Source organism: Paraburkholderia phymatum STM815 (assembly GCF_000020045.1).
GTDB classification, from domain to species: Bacteria; Pseudomonadota; Gammaproteobacteria; order Burkholderiales; family Burkholderiaceae; genus Paraburkholderia; species Paraburkholderia phymatum.
This window is the reverse complement of the sequence record NC_010623.1, coordinates 1204728-1221847: the sequence shown is the minus strand read 5'-3', so window position 1 is coordinate 1221847 and position 17120 is coordinate 1204728. Positions and strand designations below refer to the sequence as shown.

Genomic DNA, 17120 nt, shown 5'->3' with positions numbered 1-17120 from the left:
CCGTACAAACCCTCATCTCAATGAAAATATTTTTTCACGCCATCGATTTCATGTAAATTCGCTTGCATTGCCATTCCGCCTGACAGATTCACTCCGACATTCATGTCCCGCCATCGTCCGCAATCCACCGCCGCCGAACCCGCCATCGCCGCGCGCATCACGGCCGCGATGCCGATTCTCACGCCTGTTCATCGGCGCATGGGCGAGTTCGTGCTGGCCAACCAGTTCCGTGCGGCCACCATGCGCATCGACGAACTCGCGACGGCCGTCGGCGCATCCATCGCAACGGCGAACCGCTTCGCACGCGCGCTCGGCTTCGACGGCTACCCCGCGTTTCGAGAAGCGCTCGTACGCGGCTTCGAAGCGACGCTTGCGCCCGTCGAACGTCTGCGTTCCGCACAGGAGTCCCGGACGAATGGCGACGAACTGTTCAGCGCATCGCTCGAACAGGCCGCCACCAATCTCGGCACCACACGCAGCGCAATCGACGGCACCGCGGCCGAAGCCGTCGTCGAAGCGATCATCGCGGCGCGGCGCGTTTTCATCATCGGAAGCGGCGCGAGTGCGTTTCTCGCCAGCCTGATGGAGCACAACCTGCTGCCGTATCACGACAATGTGCAATCGCTCGCGCTGATCGGCGGTCCAACGCATGCGGCGCGCCGTCTGTTCAACGCAGGCAAAGGCGATCTCGTGATCGCCATCGCGTTCCCGCGCTATGTCGACGACACCATCGAACTCGCTCGCCGCGCCGCCAGTCTCGGCGCAGACGTACTCGCGCTGACGGACGGCCCGGCGTCGCCGCTCGCGGCGCTGGCCACGCGCTCGCTCTTCATTCGCGCGGAACGCCGTCTCGCTGCGACATCGGAGGCGACCGTGCTAGCGGTGATCGAAGCATTGTGCGACGCCGTTGCGTTCCGCGCGAAGCGTTCGGCCCAGGCGGCCGCCAATATGACCGAGTTCGTGTTGCCGTGGCTCACTGATACAGCGTCGCTGCAGACCCAATCGAAGACCGCCACGCGGCCCACTCCTCACCAGGCAAAGAAAAAGCAATGACCACCAACGCGGTAGTCGCCATTCACGGCGGCGCGGGCACGATCTTGCGCGCGTCGATGGCCCCCGATGCGGAAGCCCGCTATCACGCCGAATTGCGCGCCGTGCTCGTCGCCGCGCAGCGTGTGCTCGCCGACGGCGGCAGCGCGCTCGATGCCGTCACGCAAGCCGTCCGGCTGCTCGAAGACTGCCCGCTGTTCAACGCGGGACACGGCGCCGTGTTCACGTCGGCGGGCACGCACGAACTGGATGCGTCGATCATGGACGGCCGCACGCTCGAAGCGGGCGCCGTGTCGTGCGTGAAGCGCGTGCGCAATCCGATCGTCGCGGCACGCCATGTTCTCGAATACAGCGAGCACGTGATGTTCACGGCGGAAGGCGCCGAAGCGTTCGCGCAAGAACAGGGCCTCGAATTCGTCGACCCGTCGTACTTCCACACCGACGCACGCTATCGCCAGTGGCAGCTTGCGCGTGAACAGCAGCGCGCGATGCTCGATCACGACGGCGCGTCGCTGGCCGCCGCTCAGTCAACCGCTCAGTCAACTGCTCAGGCCCCTGCTTCTGCGAGCAACGACGCGTTGCCACACGAGCCCCTCGACCCGAACAGGAAGTTCGGCACGGTCGGCGCGGTTGCTGTGGATCTCTACGGCCATGTCGCGGCAGCAACCTCGACGGGCGGCGTCACGAACAAGCAGATCGGGCGCGTCGGCGATGCGCCGCTGATCGGCGCAGGCTGCTATGCCGACAACGCCACCTGCGCCGTGTCCACCACCGGTTCCGGCGAAATGTTCATGCGCATGGTCGCCGCCTACGATGTCGCCGCGCAGATGGCGTATCGCGGCGCCTCGCTCGAAGAAGCCGCGAACGATGTGGTGATGAACCGCTTGCCGCGCATCGATGGGCGCGGCGGCCTGATCGCCGTCGACGCACGCGGCAACGTCGTCCTGCCGTTCAACACCGAAGGCATGTACCGCGGCTATGCGCGCGTCGGCGAAGCGCCCGTTACGGCGATCTATCGCTAACGCTCTTCACGACCGTGCAATCCACTGCAACCGACGCCGAGAGAAATCACCGTGCCGAACAAGCCGAATCCGCCACGCCCGCTCGATAACCTGCCGCCGCAACGTGTCGTCGACATCGATCACCTGACGGTCGCATTCCGTCGCGGCGACACCACGTTTAACGCAGTGCGCGACCTGTCGTTCACCGTCGATCGCGGCGAGACTCTCGCGATCGTCGGCGAATCGGGTTCGGGCAAGTCGGTGACGTCGCTCGCGCTGATGCGTCTCGTCGAACATGGCGGCGGACGTATCGCAAGCGGGAGCATCGCGTTTCGCCGGCGCAACGGCAGCGTGCTCGATCTCGCGCAGGCGTCGCAAGCCACGATGCGCTCCATTCGCGGCGCGGACATCGCGATGATCTTTCAGGAGCCGATGACCTCGCTCAATCCCGTCTTCACGGTGGGCGATCAGATCGGCGAAGCGATCTCGCTGCATCAGAACAAGAGCCGCAGCGAAGCGCATGCGGAAACGCTGCGTCTACTCGATCTCGTGCGCATTCCCGAAGCGCGCCGCGTCGCTGCACGCTATCCGCATCAGTTGTCGGGCGGTATGCGTCAGCGCGTCATGATTGCGATGGCGCTGTCATGCAAGCCGTCGCTATTGATCGCCGACGAACCGACCACCGCGCTCGACGTCACGATCCAGGCGCAGATCCTGCAACTGATCCGCGGTTTGCAGGACGAGATGAACATGGGCGTGATCTTCATCACGCACGACATGGGCGTCGTCGCCGAAGTCGCCGACCGTGTGCTCGTGCTGTATCGCGGCGACAAGGTCGAAGAAGGCGAGTCGTCGAAGGTGTTCGCGACACCTGAGCATCCTTATACGACAGCGCTGCTCGCCGCCGTGCCGAAACTCGGTTCGATGCAAGGCACGGATGCGCCCGCCAGGTTCTCGTTGCTCACGCTCGACGGTGAACAGCAGCAGCCGCACAAAGCACACATTGCGCAAACGCAGACGAACACGCAAGCCGCTGCGCAGCCGATTCTCCGCGTACGCGATCTCGTCACGCGCTTCCCGGTGCGCAGTGGCCTGTTCAGCAAGCTCACGGGACGCGTGCACGCCGTCGAGCGCGTCAGCTTCGATCTGCATGCGGGCGAAACGCTCGCGCTGGTCGGCGAGTCCGGTTGCGGCAAATCGACGACGGGGCGCTCATTGCTGCGTCTGGTCGAAAGCCAGAGCGGCAGCATCGAGTTCGACGGCAAGGACATCAGCTCGCTGAGCGGCCCATCGTTGCAGGCGTTGCGCCGTGATATCCAGTTCATCTTCCAGGACCCGTTCGCGTCGCTCAATCCGCGCCTCACGGTGGGCTTCTCGATCATGGAGCCGCTGCTCGTGCACAACGTCGCGAGCGGCAAGGAAGCGCACGAGCGTGTCGAGTGGCTGCTCGACAAGGTCGGTTTGCCCGCCGATGCCGCGCGCCGCTATCCGCACGAATTCTCCGGCGGCCAGCGTCAACGCGTCGCGATTGCGCGCGCCCTCGCGCTCAATCCGAAAGTCGTGATCGCAGACGAGTCGGTGTCGGCGCTCGATGTCTCCGTGCAGGCGCAGATCGTCAATCTGATGCTGGATCTGCAACGTGAACTCGGCGTCGCGTATCTCTTCATTTCGCACGACATGGCCGTCGTCGAGCGCATCAGTCATCGCGTCGCGGTGATGTATCTCGGGCAGATCGTCGAAATCGGGCCGCGTCGCGCGGTCTTCGAATCGCCGCAACATCCGTACACGAAAAAGCTGATGGGCGCGGTGCCCGTCGCCGATCCCGCGCGCCGTCACGCGAAGCGCATGCTCGCCGCCGACGAACTCCCGAGTCCGATTCGCGCGCTCGACGACGAGCCCGTCGTCGCGCCGCTCGTCGCCGTCGGGCCCGATCACTTCGTGGCCGCGCACCGGATCGGCGGCGCCTATTGAGCGCGTGCCGTTCAGCGAAGAGCAGTCAGGCAACACACCAGAAGCCGCGCAGACCTGCGGCATGACAACAAGCAGTTCTCTTGCTCAGTGGAGTTTTGAAACGATGACTATGCCTCTCTTGTGTCAACCGTTGCGCCTGCGTTCCCTCGTGACGAGCGGCGCGCTGGTCTTTGCGATGCTCGCGTCGGCGGGCGCCCATGCCGCACAGACGGCCGTGATGGCCGTCGACTCGACGTTCACGACGCTCGATCCGTACGACGCGAACGACACGCTCTCGCAAGCCGTGTCGAAGTCGTTCTATCAGGGCCTGTTCGGCTTCGACAAGGACATGAAGCTCGTCAACGTGCTCGCGACGAGCTACGAAGCGAGCGCGGATGCACGCGTCTACACGCTCAAGCTGCGCCAGGGCGTGAAGTTCCAGGACGGCACCGACTTCGACGCCGCCGCCGTGAAGGCGACGTTCGACCGCGTGACGGATCCCGCGAACAAGCTGAAGCGCTACAACATGTTCAACCGCATCGAGAAGACGGAAGTGGTCGATCCGTACACGGTGAAGATCACGCTGAAGGCGCCGTTCTCGGCGTTCGTCAACGTGCTCGCGCATCCGTCGGCGGTGATGATTTCGCCCGCCGCGATGAAGAAATACGGCAAGGATCTCGCGTTCCATCCCGTCGGCACAGGCCCGTTCGAACTCGTGAAGTGGGACCCCGCCGGCGATCTGACCGTGAAGAAGTTCGACGGCTACTGGAAGAAGGGCTATCCGAAGGTCGACGAGATCGACTGGAAGCCGGTGGTCGACAACAACACGCGCGCCGCGTTGATGCGCACAGGCGAAGCCGACTTCGCGTTCCGCATTCCGTTCGAGCAGGCGGCTGCGCTGCAATCGAGCCCGAAGGTCGACATCGTCGCCACGCCGTCGATCATCAACCGTTACGTCAGCCTGAACACGACGAAGAAGCCGTTCGACAATCCGAAGGTGCGCGAAGCGCTGAACTACGCAATCAACAAGGAAGCGCTCGCGAAGGTCGCGTTCTCGGGTTACGCGGTGCCAGCCGACGGCGTGCTGCCCGAAGGCGTCGATTATGCGACGAAGCTCGGCCCGTGGCCGTACGACCCCGCGAAAGCGCGCGAACTGCTGAAGGAAGCCGGCTATCCGAACGGCTTCGAGACGACGCTCTGGTCCGCGTACAACAACTCGACGGCGCAAAAGGCCATCCAGTTCGTGCAGCAGCAGCTCGCGCAAGTCGGCGTGAAGACGACCGTCGAAGCGCTGGAAGCAGGTCAGCGCGTCGCGAAGGTGGAAAGCGCGCAAGACCCCGCGACGGCGCCTGTGCGCATGTACTACATCGGCTGGTCGTCGTCGACGGGCGAAGCGGACTGGGGCATCACGCCGCTGCTCGCGTCAACGTCGTTCCCGCCGAAGCTCGTGAACACCGCGTACTACAAGAACGACAGCGTCGACAGCGATCTGACAAAGGCGCTCGAAACAACGGACCGCACGCAGAAGGCCGCGCTCTACGGCGACGCCCAGAAGCGCATCTGGGCCGACGCGCCGTGGATCTTCCTCGTCAAGGAGAAGGTCGTGTACGCGCGCAGCAAGCGGCTCTCGGGTGCGTACGTCGCGCCGGACGGCTCGTTCAACTTCGATGAAATCGCGCTGAAGTAATCGCGCGCCCGACGCTGGTCCCGATGCACATCGGTCGGGGCCAGCGTCTTCGCTTCATGCCGCACTTGCATTTCGATAGCGGATCGCACTCATGCTGAACTTTCTCGTCAAACGTCTACTGGGCCTGCTGCCGACGCTCGTCATCGTCGCCGGCCTCGTGTTCCTGTTCGTGCACATGCTGCCTGGCGACCCCGCCCGGCTCGCGGCCGGCCCCGAAGCCGACGATGCAACCGTCGCGCTGGTGCGCGCGGATCTCGGGCTCGACAAACCGATGCCGCAGCAGTTCGTGAACTTCTTCGTGCGCATCGCGCATGGCGATTTCGGCGTCTCGACGCGCAGCAAGCGCCCCGTCTCCGCGGAGATCGGCGAGCGCTTCATGCCAACGCTGGTGCTCACGCTCGTCAGCATGGTGTGGGCCGTGATCTTCGGCATGGCGATCGGCATCGCGTCAGCCGTGTGGCGCAACAAATGGCCCGACCGGCTCGGCATGACGCTCGCCGTGTCGGGCATTTCGTTTCCCGCGTTCGCGTTCGGCATGCTGCTGATGGAGATCTTTTCCGTGCAACTGGGCTGGCTGCCCATCGTCGGCGACGGTTCGTGGCGCAGCTACGTATTGCCGTCAATCACACTCGGCGCCGCCGTCGCCGCGGTGATGGCGCGCTTTACGCGTGCGTCGTTCGTCGAGGTGCTTAACGAAGACTTCGTGCGCACAGCGCGCGCGAAAGGCGTCGCCGAACAGTGGGTCGTCATCAAGCACTGCTTGCGCAACGCGATGATCCCCGTCGTCACGATGATGGGCTTGCAGTTCGGCTTTCTGCTCGGCGGCTCTATCGTCGTCGAAGTGGTGTTCAACTGGCCGGGCATGGGACGCCTGCTGGTGGATGCCGTCGCGATGCGCGACTATCCCGTGATTCAGGCCGAAGTGCTGCTGTTCTCGCTCGAATTCATCGTCATCAATCTGGTCGTCGACGTGCTGTATGCCGTCATCAATCCGACCATCCGTTTCAAGTGAGGTCCGCATGAGCACGACTGCCGACAACACCCAGGCCGTCCAGGCCGCTCGCGAGCCACGCGCGATCCGCACGCCGTGGAGCGAGTTCTGGCGCAAGTTCCGCAAGCAGCACGTTGCCCTCGCGGCGGGCATGTTCGTGCTGCTGCTCGTCGCCGTGTCGATCGCGGGTCCGCATATCGTTCCGTACGACCCGGAAAACTATTTCGACTACGACGCGCTGAATGCGGGGCCGTCGGCCGCGCACTGGTTCGGCGTCGACTCGCTGGGCCGCGATATCTTCAGCCGCATCGTCGCAGGTACGCGCATTTCGCTGGCGGCGGGCTTTGTATCCGTCGCGATCGGCGCGATCGTCGGCACGTTCTTCGGTCTGCTCGCGGGCTATTACGAGGGCTGGTGGGATCGCGTCACGATGCGCGTGGCCGACGTGCTGTTCGCATTCCCCGGCATTCTGCTCGCGATAGGCATCGTGGCGATTCTCGGCAACGGCATGATCAACGTGATCGCGGCTGTCGCCGTGTTCAGCATTCCCGCATTCGCGCGGCTCGTGCGCGGCAATACGCTGATGCTGAAGCAGCTGACGTATATCGAAGCAGCGCGCAGCATCGGCGCATCGGACTGGACCATCATCATGCGTCACATTCTGCCGGGCACGATTTCATCGGTAATCGTGTATCTGACGATGCGTATCGGCACGTCGATCATCACGGCCGCGAGCCTGTCGTTCCTCGGCCTCGGCGCGCAGCCGCCGACGCCCGAGTGGGGCGCGATGCTCAACGAAGCACGCGCTGACATGGTGACGGCGCCGCATATCGCGCTGTTTCCGAGTCTCGCGATCTTCCTGACGGTGCTCGCGTTCAACCTGCTCGGCGACGGTCTGCGCGACGCACTCGATCCCAAACTGGACCGCCCATGAGCGCCCTTCCGATGCCACACATCGGCGTGTTGCCCGCGGGCGCGTTGGGCACGATCGCGGATGTTGCCGGTGTGACCGTCGGGCATAGCACGATCGATAACGGGGCGGTACAGACGGGCGTCACGGTGATCCGTCCGCATCGCGACGATCCGTATCTCAGGAAAGTGCCTGCCGCGGCAAGCGTGATCAACGGTTTCGGCAAGAGCATCGGACTCGTGCAGGTGGAAGAACTCGGCGTCCTCGAAACGCCGATTGCGCTGACCAACACGTTTGGCATTGCGGCGGTTGCGCAGGCGCAGATCCGTGCCGCGACGGCGAGCAATCCGCAAGTCGGACGGGAATGGCCGACCGTCAATCCGCTCGTGTTCGAATGCAACGACGGCTACCTGAACGATATTCAGGCGCTGGCGGTTGAAGGCAAACACTATGAAGCGGCCTTGGATTCATCCGCTCCTGACTTCAAACGAGGCTCGGTCGGCGCGGGCCGCGGCATGTCGTGCTTCGATCTGAAAGGCGGGATTGGTTCTGCATCGCGCGTCGTGAAAGTGGCAAGCAGCGATTTGACGGTCGGTGCGCTCGTGCTTGCGAACTTCGGCCGTCTGCCGATGCTGACCATTGACGGCATGCCCATCGGACGCGAACTCGCACAGCGGCGCCGGGCGACAGAGGCCAAGCCCGAGCAAGGCTCGATCATCATGATCGTCGCCACCGATGCACCGCTCGACGCGCGCCAACTCAAGCGTCTGTCGATGCGCGCCGCCGCCGGTCTCGCGCGTACGGGCTCAGTGTATGGACATGGCAGCGGCGATATCGCGCTTGCATTTTCGACTGCGTGGACCGTGCCACATGACGACGACTTCATCGCCACGCCGCCGCTAGTCAGCGACGCGCGGCTCGATCCGCTGTTTCATGCCTGCGCGGACAGCGTCGAACAGGCGATCGTCGATGCGCTGTGGTCCGCCGCCACGGTCACGGGCCGCGATGCACACACACGACTTTCGCTACACGACGCCGTACCCGATCTCGAACGACTATTGAAGCAACGCACAACATGAAGGTATTGATTTCCGTCGACATCGAAGGCGTCGCCGGTGTCGTGAGTCCCGAGCAGACGCGTGCAGGCAATGGCGAATACGAACGCGCCCGTCGCTGGATGACGCTCGAAGCGAACGCGGCAATCGAAGGCGCGTTCGCGGGCGGCGCCACGGATGTCTGGGTCAACGACTCACACGGCGGCTTTCGCAATCTGCTGCCCGATATGCTCGACGCGCGCGCCAATGTGATTCTCGGCAAACCGCGCACGCTCGGCATGATGGCGGGACTCGAATACGCGCCGCAACTCGTGTTCATGATCGGCTATCACTCGATGGCGCAATCGTCGGGCATCCTCGCGCATACCATCAACAGCTTCGCGTTCACGCGCGTGACGATGAACGGGCACGATGTAGGTGAAGCAGGTTTGTATGGCGCGCTGGCACACGAATATGGCGCGAGGGTCGTGCTGCTATCGGGCGACGATGTGTTTGCGGAAGAGACGAAGCCGCAGTTTCCCGACGCGGCGTTCGTGGTCACGAAGCAGGCCACCGGTTATGGAAGCGGCGTGACGCACACGCCCGAGCGTGCGTGCTCGGCGATTCGCGAAGCGGCGCGGGATGTGGTCACGAGACGGGGAATACAAGGCGTCGTGGCGCAACGTGGCACGCCTCGTCCCGTCGAGATCGAACTACGCGTGCAAACCACAGCGCTCGCCGATCTGTTTGCGCAAATGCCGTCGATTGAACGCGTGGACGGCGTCACGCTGCGATTTTCTGTGCCGTCGGTCGAGCATGCTGTGCGCACGCTGAATTGTCTGTCGGCGATGTCGTTTATGTTGCGCTGAAAAACGCTTCGAGAACGCCTCTCCACAGCCCAAAAGAACGCTGCATCTCTTCGCGCAGCGGATCATCGATTTCATGCTGTTGCGTATCCCAGTAGTCCGTCACCGAGTTCAGCCCCATCACGTCGCCGACAGCATCGCTGCCGCCGTCGTGCGCATAGTCGATCAGGATCGGTTTCTGGTGATGGGTCGCGAAGCTCATTCCAGCCGCTTCGCCCATCAGGGCCGGCTCGTCGTCTTCGTCCATCAGGCCCGCGTATGCATCGCTTTGGCTCGCAGTGCGCAGCACGAGTTGCAGCTTCGCGTCCGGTCCCGCCGCGGTCCGCGTCGAAAGATGCCGCTTCCACCAGGCAACGCAATACCGTTGCCAGCGGGTTGTGCCACACGAGCAGGCGCACCGTCACTCCGCGCGGCGCCGCCTTCTCCAGCAGCTCTCCGAAGGTCTGCCCGCGAGGCCATGTATGGCCGCTGCGTACGAGTTCCATCGCCGGGTCGAAACCCCAGCAGACGCGTTCGACCGTATCCCTTGCGTTTGCAATGGCCTGTGCAATCGAAGCAAACCCTTCCTGCCCGCAAATCATGAAGTCCAGCGTGCGGGCTTCTTTTTAATCTGTGGGTTCGCCGATCGATAGAGCCGACAACGGCTCTATCGAGGAGAAACCATGAAGGACAGGCTTAGTTGTTTCAAACCTTCCGCTTGCTCCGTCGGAACTGATCGAAAAGAACAGCCAGCAGCAGGATACCGCCGCGAATCAGATACTGATAGAACGTGGGCACATTGAGCAGGCTCATCGCGTCCTGCACCGAGCCCATGATGAGCACGCCGACCAGCACGCCGGAAATCGTCGCGACGCCGCCCGTCAGCGACACGCCGCCCAGCACGCACGCCGAAATCACGCCGAGTTCAAGACCCACCGACGTCTTCGGATCGCCGAGGCTCATCCGCGACGCGAGCATCACGCCCGCGAAACCCGTCACGAGCCCTTGCAGCACGAACACCGTGATCTTGATGCGCGTGACGGGCAGACCGGCTAGCAACGCAGCCTCGCTATTCCCGCCTACTGCGAGCACGTTCTTGCCGAATATGGTCTTACGCAGCAGGAACCCGAACAGCACGAAGCCGACGATGTTGCTCCAGATCGGATACGAAATGCCGAGGAACGAGCCGCCGCCCAGATCGAAGAAGCTCTCTTCGGAAATCATCACCGCGTCCCCGTTCGACGTGATGAATGCGAGGCCGCGCACCACTTCCATCATGGCGAGCGTGACGATCAGCGAATTGATCTTGTAGCGCGCGATCAGCACACCATTCACGAGGCCGACCGCGCCACCCGCCAGCACGCCCGCGGCGACGCCGAGCATCACGCTATGCGTGGCCGTGATCAACGTAGAGGCCACCACGCCCGCGAAAGCGACGATCGACGCCACCGACAAATCGACTTCGCCGAGCGCCAGCACGAACATCATCGTCACGGAGATCGAGCCGATCAGCGTCACGGAGAGCAACAGGCCCTGCATGTTGCGGCTCGTCAGAAAGTCGGGCACCGCGAATGACAGCACCGCGAACAGGATGACGAACACCATCACGATGCCCGACTTGTTGATCAGATCCCACGTGCGGGCCGCGCGCGCGGCCGCGCCGGGCGATGCGGCGTGTTGGACTGCCGGCTCGGTCGCCGGACGTGTGCTCGGTGTTTGCATGGTCTTCCAGTTCCGTGGTCTACGTGGTGCGTTGTTGCATCCGCTGTTGCTCCGTTGCGCCCGCGTGGGCGCGCGCGTCATTGCGGCAATGCGAGTTTGATCAGTTGATCGGGCGTGGCCTGCGCCTTCGGCAGATCGCCGACGATGCGTCCTTCCTTCATCACCAGCACGCGGTCCGCGACGCCGATCACTTCCGCCAGATCGCTCGATACGACGATCACCGTGCGGCCCGCTTCCGCGAGGTCATACAGCAGATCGTAGATTTCCGCGCGCGCGCCGACGTCGATGCCGCGCGTCGGTTCGTCCAGCAGAAACACGTCGATGCGTTCTGCGAGCCAGCGCGACAGAATCACCTTCTGCTGGTTGCCGCCCGACAGCGTGCCGATCACCGTTTCAGTGTTGCGCGTCTTGATCGACAGCTTATCGATGTATTCGCGCGTGAGGTCGCGTTCGCGCTTGCTGTTCAGCAGAAAGCTCAACGGACTGAAGTGTCGCCGCGCGCTGATGTTCAAGTTGTCGGCCACCGACGCGATCGCGACGATGCCTTCCTGCTTGCGATCTTCCGGGCACAGCGCAATGCCCGCGCGCACGGCGTCGCGTGGCGTGGAGAACGACACGCGCTTGCCATTCAGTTCGACGTGGCCGCCCGTCGGCTGCGTGGCGCCATACAGCAGCTTCATCAACTCGGAACGCCCCGCGCCCACGAGTCCGAAGAAGCCGACGATCTCGCCTTTGCGCGCAGTGAAGGAGACGGGAGCGGAGAGCCCCGGCCCCATCAACTGCTTCGCTTCGATCTGAACTTCGCCCGCCTGGCGCGGACGATAACCATATACGTCACGGATCGAACGACCGACCATGCAGCTGATCAGGCGGTCACGGTCCAGGTCCGCCACGGAGTCGAATGTTTCGATCCGGCGGCCGTCACGGAACACGGTGACGCGGTCGCACAGTTCGTACACCTCGTCCATCCGGTGCGTAACGTAGATCACCGCGTGCCCCTGGGCGCGCAATGCATTGATGATCTTGAAGAGCCGTTCCGTTTCGCGCGCCGACAACGAACTGGTTGGTTCGTCGAACGCAATCACGCGCGCGTCGCGCATCAACGCCTTGCCGATCTCGATCATCTGCCGCTGGCCGATAGACAGGCTCTTCACCTGTGCGTTCGGATCGATCGATTCGCCGAGACGCTCGAGTTCCGTCATTGCGCGCTTGACGAGCGCCTTCTCGTCGAGCACGCCGAAACGGTTCGGCAACTGCCCGAGCATCAGGTTTTCAGCGACCGTCAGCTCGGGCACGAGATGCAGTTCCTGATAGATGATCGCAATGCCCGCCTCGATCGCGGCCTTGGTCGTCGTGAACCTGTGCTCGACGCCGGCGAGGCGCAACGCGCCGGACTGCGTCTGGTTCACACCGGACAGCACTTTCAGCAGCGTCGATTTGCCCGCGCCGTTCTCGCCCATCAGGCCGTGCACTTCACCGCCGCGCACTTCGAACGACACGTTGTCGAGCGCCACCACGCCCGGGAACGCGACGGTGATACCGTCGAGTTCGAGATGCGTGGCGGCCGCCGTCAACGGCTGTTCCAGAGGAGCGACAACTTGTTCGCTGGCGGCGTCATTCGCGTTCATCGTGTTTTGCATCTGTTCTACCGCTTCAGATTCCAAGTTCCGTACGCACGTCCTTCCAGTTTTCGCGCGTCATCAGCTTGCCCGTGGTCTGCGTATCGGCGGGCGGCTGCTTGCCGTTCTTGATCCAGTCGACGAGATTCTGCGTGCTCTGCTTGCCGTGGTTCGTCGAGCTGACTGCGATCGTGCCGTAGAAGCCCGTCGGTTCCTTCTTCTGGAACTCGGCGAACGCTTCGCCCGCGCCGTTGATGCCGACGCCGATCACGTCCGCGCCCGGAATATGCAACTGCTCCGTGGCGCGCACGCCGCCCAGCACGGTCTCTTCGTTCAGCGCGAAGATTACCCACTTCTTGATGTTCGGATGCTTGGACAGCACGGGCGATGCCGCGTTGAAGCCGCCTTCGTCGTCGGTGGTCTTTTGCGGCGCGTCGAAAATGTTGTCCTTCTTGAAGCCGTTCGCGAGCAGCGTTTCCGTTGCGCCGTCGGTGCGCAGCTTGGCCGTCGGCAGCTCATAGTCGGTGATGCGGATTGCGCCCACTTCTTCCGGCTTCCAGCCGCGCTTCTTCATTTCGTCGGAGATCGCCTGGCCCACCTGATTGCCGATCTTGAACGCCGACATGCCGAGATGCGGCACGCCTGCGAGCGGCTTGCCCGTGGAGTCGACGAGCTGGTCGTCGACGGTGACGAACTTCATGTTGTAGCGCTTGGCACGCGCCTGAATGGCCGGTCCGAGACGTACATCGGGCGGGCAGATCACGAAGCCTTGCGCGCCTTGTGCGCCGAGATTGTCGATCGCGGCCAGCACCTTTTCGCCGTCAGGCGCGCCGATGTTGACCACCGAGAAGCCTTCCTTCTGGCCGAGAGCGGTCGCCGCCTTCTGCTCGTTGATGAACCATGCCTGTTCGGGCATCTTCACGAGCACGCCGATTTTCAGCGGCGTGTCCGCGTGCGCGGTCATCTGCATGGCGAACGGCGTAGCCAGCAGTGCTGCGGCCATTGCGGACAAAGTAAGGCGTCGAAGCTTGCGGGTCATGTTTAGTCTCCTTGAACAGCGGTTGCTTGTGGTTGTTGGAATCAGCGCTTAACGGGTCAAAATGGACGACCGGGCCCGCGCTGCGCTCAGGCTCTAGTCGTGGAAAGGCTCGACCTCGTGACGACGGCCAAGCAGGAAAGCATCGGCCACCAGCCGCAGCGGACGCACATCGACATCGTGTTCGCCATGCGTGATCAGCCAGTGGAACCGCTCGTACAGCGACGGATATTCGCGCTCGGGTCCAATCTCGACGGGCTTGCCCGCGATCGCGAGCTTCTTGCCGCCTTCGCTCAGATGCAGTTCGCCATCCGAGGTCCTCACTACGATTTCCCATTGCTCGACAGGACCATGACGCCAGTCGAACTCGGCGCGCACGGGCACGCCGGCTTCGTCGACGAAATCGAGGTTGGCGGCAATCGGCGTCTGCACGTTGGCGGGCACCGAAAGCGTCGCTTCGCGCAACACGACTTCACGCGGCAGCATGTGCGTGATGATCGACAGTGCGTTGATGCCGGGATCGAACACGCCGAGTCCACCCGGCGTCCAGATCCACGCCTGGCCCGGATGCCAGCGGCGTACGTCTTCCTTCCAGCGCACCTGTACTTCCTGCAGCGTGCGCGACGCGAGCCATTCGCGCGCCGTTTCGACAGCAGGCGCATAGCGCGAATGCCATGTCGCGAATAGCGTGCGGCCTGCGGCGCGCGCCATCGAGCGCAACACGTCGACTTCATGCACGCTCGCGCCAGGCGGCTTTTCGAGCATCACATGCTTGCCCGCCGCGAGCGCGGCACGCGCCTGATCGAAGCGCACCTGCGGCGTCGCGCACAGCGAGACCGCGTCCAGTTGCGGCTCGGCTGCGAGCATCTCTTCGATCGTCTTGTAGTTGCGCACGCCATCGACCTGCGCATTGCGGCTCGCGGATGCGACGAGTTCGAAGCCGTCGAGCGCCGCGATAGCGGGAAGATGCTGGTCGCGCGCAATCTTGCCGACCCCGACGATGCCGATGGAAAGTTTGGTGTTCATATAGTGGGCGATAGAGCTTCGAGGGACTAACGGATTGTTAGCGGCCTCAGCGTAACGCAAGCGCATCCGCTTCGCGCCTGAGTTCGCACGATTCGACGCGGGCAGCATCCGACATCGTGTCGATCTGCAGACCGGGTTGCGCCGCGAGCGCTTCGAAGAAGCATGTACCCGAAATTGCCACTATTTGAGACTCCTGAGTTTCACGGCGCAGCCGATACGTCGATCGACGAATTAGCCAAACTATATGCGCGACGACGACACGTTGTGATTGGTGTTTTCCCCCATGCACAACCCTGAAAAGTCATTCTATTTATCGGTTGCATCAGAATCCATGCCCCGTGGCTACGCAATACGTACCCGCTATTTAAGACATTTTGGATGCATTCGACTTTTCAAAAGCCTGCTTGTAAGCCCTAATGGACATCGCCGCACACGGCGCATATAGTATTACTATATTTGAACAAACTGAACGAGACACCATGAGCGACCAACCCCGCAAGCTGCGCTCCGCCGCCTGGTTCGGCACCGCCGACAAGAACGGCTTCATGTACCGCAGCTGGATGAAGAATCAGGGCATCCCCGACCATGAATTCGCCGGCAAGCCGATCATCGGCATCTGCAACACGTGGTCCGAATTGACGCCTTGCAACGCGCACTTTCGCAAGCTCGCCGAGCACGTGAAGCGCGGCGTGTTCGAAGCGGGCGGCTTTCCCGTTGAATTCCCGGTGTTTTCGAACGGCGAGTCGAACCTGCGGCCCACGGCGATGTTCACGCGCAACCTCGCGAGCATGGACGTCGAAGAATCGATCCGCGGCAATCCCATCGACGCCGTCGTGTTGCTCGCCGGCTGCGACAAGACCACGCCTGCGTTGCTGATGGGCGCGGCGAGTTGCGACGTGCCGGCGATCGTCGTAAGCGGCGGGCCGATGCTGAACGGCAAGCACGAAGGCCGCGACATCGGCTCGGGCACGGTCGTGTGGCAACTGAGCGAACAGGTGAAGGCAGGCAAGATCTCGATCCACGAGTTCATGTCGGCGGAAGCGGGCATGTCGCGCTCGGCGGGCACCTGCAACACGATGGGCACGGCGTCGACGATGGCATGTATGGCCGAGGCGCTCGGCGTCACGCTGCCGCACAACGCGGCGATTCCCGCCGTCGATGCGCGCCGCTATGTGCTCGCGCATCTGTCGGGCATGCGCATCGTCGACATGGCGCTACAAGACGTGCGGCTGTCGAAACTGCTCACTCGCGAGGCATTCGAAAACGCGATCCGCGCGAATGCGGCGATCGGCGGCTCGACCAATGCGGCGATTCATCTGAAGGCGATTGCCGGGCGCATCGGCGTGAACCTTGAACTCGACGACTGGACGCGCATCGGGCGGGGCACGCCGACACTCGTCGATCTGCAGCCCTCGGGCCGCTTCCTGATGGAAGAGTTCTATTACGCGGGCGGCTTGCCGGCCGTGCTGCGCAGACTCGGCGAAGCGGGCCTGCTGCCGCATCCCGATGCGTTGACAGCGAACGGCAAGTCGCTGTGGGAGAACTGCATCGAAGCCCCGATCTATAACGATGAAGTGATCCGTCCGCTCGACAAGCCGCTGCGCGAAGACGGCGGTCTGTGCGTGCTGCGCGGCAATCTCGCGCCGAACGGCGCGGTGCTCAAACCGTCCGCCGCGACCCCTGCGCTGTTGAAGCATCGCGGCCGCGCGGTCGTGTTCGAGAACTTCGACGACTACAAGAAGCGCATCGGCGATCCCGATCTCGACGTAACGGCAGATTCCGTGCTCGTGATGAAGAACTGCGGGCCGAAGGGTTATCCGGGCATGGCCGAAGTCGGCAATATGGGGCTGCCGCCGAAACTGCTCGCGCAAGGCGTGACGGACATGGTGCGCGTGTCGGACGCGCGCATGAGCGGCACCGCATATGGCACCGTGGTGTTGCACGTCGCGCCCGAAGCGCGTGCGGGCGGGCCGCTCGCGATCGTGCGCGACGGCGACTGGATCGAACTGGATTGCGACGCGGGCCGTCTGCACGTCGATATCGACGAGACGGAAATGACGGCGCGTCTCGCCGGATGGAAGGAGAGCCAGCAGCGCAATCCCGCCGATGCGAGCGGCTATCGCAATCTCTACATCGACCACGTGATGCAGGCCGATCAGGGTTGCGACTTCGATTTCCTAGTGGGTTGCCGTGGCGCGGAAGTCCCGCCGCATTCGCACTAGCGTGAAAGCGCGTGAGCGCGCTTACCG

Annotated in this window: 15 protein-coding genes; 9 read left to right on the top strand and 6 right to left on the bottom strand. The window is 63.3% G+C overall.

Features of this window, described 5'->3' with window-relative positions; translation table 11 throughout:
- Positions 1–102 precede the first annotated feature (102 nt).
- The 8 genes from BPHY_RS21275 to BPHY_RS21240 all read left to right on the top strand — a co-directional run bounded on the left by BPHY_RS21275 (position 103) and on the right by BPHY_RS21240 (position 9492).
- Complete coding sequence (locus tag BPHY_RS21275; RefSeq protein WP_012403521.1) at positions 103–1053, top strand: MurR/RpiR family transcriptional regulator; 951 nt, start codon at positions 103–105, stop codon at positions 1051–1053.
- Positions 1050–2072, top strand: coding sequence for an isoaspartyl peptidase/L-asparaginase family protein (locus BPHY_RS21270; protein ID WP_012403520.1), 1023 nt, complete (start codon positions 1050–1052; stop codon positions 2070–2072). The genes BPHY_RS21275 and BPHY_RS21270 overlap by 4 nt, the downstream gene beginning before the upstream one ends.
- 24 nt (positions 2073–2096) lie before the next feature.
- Positions 2097–4022 carry a dipeptide ABC transporter ATP-binding protein gene (locus BPHY_RS21265; RefSeq protein ID WP_407671274.1) on the top strand — a complete coding sequence of 642 codons (1926 nt, stop codon included), beginning with the start codon at positions 2097–2099 and terminating at the stop codon, positions 4020–4022.
- 103 nt (positions 4023–4125) lie between these two features.
- Positions 4126–5688, top strand: coding sequence for a glutathione ABC transporter substrate-binding protein GsiB (gene gsiB, locus BPHY_RS21260; RefSeq protein ID WP_012403518.1), 1563 nt, complete (start codon positions 4126–4128; stop codon positions 5686–5688).
- A gap of 91 nt (positions 5689–5779) precedes the next feature.
- Positions 5780–6700: a glutathione ABC transporter permease GsiC gene (gsiC, locus tag BPHY_RS21255; protein ID WP_012403517.1), complete on the top strand. Its 921-nt coding sequence runs from the start codon at positions 5780–5782 to the stop codon at positions 6698–6700.
- A 7-nt stretch (positions 6701–6707) separates the two neighbouring features.
- Positions 6708–7613: a glutathione ABC transporter permease GsiD gene (gene gsiD / locus BPHY_RS21250; protein ID WP_012403516.1), complete on the top strand. Its 906-nt coding sequence runs from the start codon at positions 6708–6710 to the stop codon at positions 7611–7613.
- Complete coding sequence (locus BPHY_RS21245; RefSeq protein WP_012403515.1) at positions 7610–8668, top strand: DmpA family aminopeptidase; 1059 nt, start codon at positions 7610–7612, stop codon at positions 8666–8668. Before gsiD ends, BPHY_RS21245 begins: the two co-directional genes overlap by 4 nt.
- Entirely contained in the window at positions 8665–9492 is an 828-nt protein-coding gene (locus BPHY_RS21240) for a M55 family metallopeptidase (RefSeq protein ID WP_012403514.1), read from the top strand. Before BPHY_RS21245 ends, BPHY_RS21240 begins: the two co-directional genes overlap by 4 nt.
- Here the strand turns inward: BPHY_RS21240 and BPHY_RS21235 are convergent.
- The 6 genes from BPHY_RS21235 to BPHY_RS43870 form a co-directional block, all read right to left on the bottom strand.
- Positions 9479–9778 carry a phospholipase D-like domain-containing protein gene (locus tag BPHY_RS21235; protein ID WP_041764481.1) on the bottom strand — a complete coding sequence of 100 codons (300 nt, stop codon included), beginning with the start codon at positions 9776–9778 and terminating at the stop codon, positions 9479–9481. The two genes, BPHY_RS21240 and BPHY_RS21235, sit on opposite strands and share 14 nt — an antisense overlap.
- A gap of 395 nt (positions 9779–10173) precedes the next feature.
- Positions 10174–11190 carry an L-arabinose ABC transporter permease AraH gene (araH, locus tag BPHY_RS21230; RefSeq protein ID WP_012403513.1) on the bottom strand — a complete coding sequence of 339 codons (1017 nt, stop codon included), beginning with the start codon at positions 11188–11190 and terminating at the stop codon, positions 10174–10176.
- A gap of 77 nt (positions 11191–11267) precedes the next feature.
- On the bottom strand, positions 11268–12818 hold the full coding sequence (gene araG / locus BPHY_RS21225; RefSeq protein ID WP_052306173.1) for an L-arabinose ABC transporter ATP-binding protein AraG: 1551 nt from the start codon (positions 12816–12818) through the stop codon (positions 11268–11270).
- 25 nt (positions 12819–12843) lie between these two features.
- A complete protein-coding gene (locus BPHY_RS21220; protein WP_012403511.1) occupies positions 12844–13848 on the bottom strand; it encodes an arabinose ABC transporter substrate-binding protein in 1005 nt (334 codons plus the stop codon).
- A gap of 93 nt (positions 13849–13941) precedes the next feature.
- Positions 13942–14871: a Gfo/Idh/MocA family protein gene (locus BPHY_RS21215; RefSeq protein WP_012403510.1), complete on the bottom strand. Its 930-nt coding sequence runs from the start codon at positions 14869–14871 to the stop codon at positions 13942–13944.
- Positions 14872–14917: 46 nt separating this feature from the next.
- Positions 14918–15052: a hypothetical protein gene (locus tag BPHY_RS43870; RefSeq protein WP_279612537.1), complete on the bottom strand. Its 135-nt coding sequence runs from the start codon at positions 15050–15052 to the stop codon at positions 14918–14920.
- Between the two features lie 298 nt (positions 15053–15350).
- On the opposite strand from BPHY_RS43870, the gene BPHY_RS21210 reads away from it, so the two are divergent.
- A complete protein-coding gene (locus tag BPHY_RS21210) occupies positions 15351–17093 on the top strand; it encodes an IlvD/Edd family dehydratase (protein ID WP_012403509.1) in 1743 nt (580 codons plus the stop codon).
- Positions 17094–17120 lie beyond the last annotated feature (27 nt).

Bases quoted from the DNA above. Each gene is read 5' to 3' on its own strand.
- BPHY_RS21220 (WP_012403511.1), bottom strand. From the start codon at position 13,848: ATGACCCGCAAGCTTCGACGCCTTACTTTGTCCGCAATGGCCGCAGCA.
- BPHY_RS21240 (WP_012403514.1), top strand. From the start codon at position 8,665: ATGAAGGTATTGATTTCCGTCGACATCGAAGGCGTCGCCGGTGTCGTG.
- BPHY_RS21210 (WP_012403509.1), top strand. From the start codon at position 15,351: ATGAGCGACCAACCCCGCAAGCTGCGCTCCGCCGCCTGGTTCGGCACC.
- BPHY_RS21270 (WP_012403520.1), top strand. From the start codon at position 1,050: ATGACCACCAACGCGGTAGTCGCCATTCACGGCGGCGCGGGCACGATC.
- BPHY_RS21275 (WP_012403521.1), top strand. From the start codon at position 103: ATGTCCCGCCATCGTCCGCAATCCACCGCCGCCGAACCCGCCATCGCC.
- gsiC (WP_012403517.1), top strand. From the start codon at position 5,780: ATGCTGAACTTTCTCGTCAAACGTCTACTGGGCCTGCTGCCGACGCTC.
- BPHY_RS21245 (WP_012403515.1), top strand. From the start codon at position 7,610: ATGAGCGCCCTTCCGATGCCACACATCGGCGTGTTGCCCGCGGGCGCG.
- araH (WP_012403513.1), bottom strand. From the start codon at position 11,190: ATGCAAACACCGAGCACACGTCCGGCGACCGAGCCGGCAGTCCAACAC.
- gsiB (WP_012403518.1), top strand. From the start codon at position 4,126: ATGACTATGCCTCTCTTGTGTCAACCGTTGCGCCTGCGTTCCCTCGTG.
- BPHY_RS21215 (WP_012403510.1), bottom strand. From the start codon at position 14,871: ATGAACACCAAACTTTCCATCGGCATCGTCGGGGTCGGCAAGATTGCG.
- araG (WP_052306173.1), bottom strand. From the start codon at position 12,818: ATGAACGCGAATGACGCCGCCAGCGAACAAGTTGTCGCTCCTCTGGAA.
- gsiD (WP_012403516.1), top strand. From the start codon at position 6,708: ATGAGCACGACTGCCGACAACACCCAGGCCGTCCAGGCCGCTCGCGAG.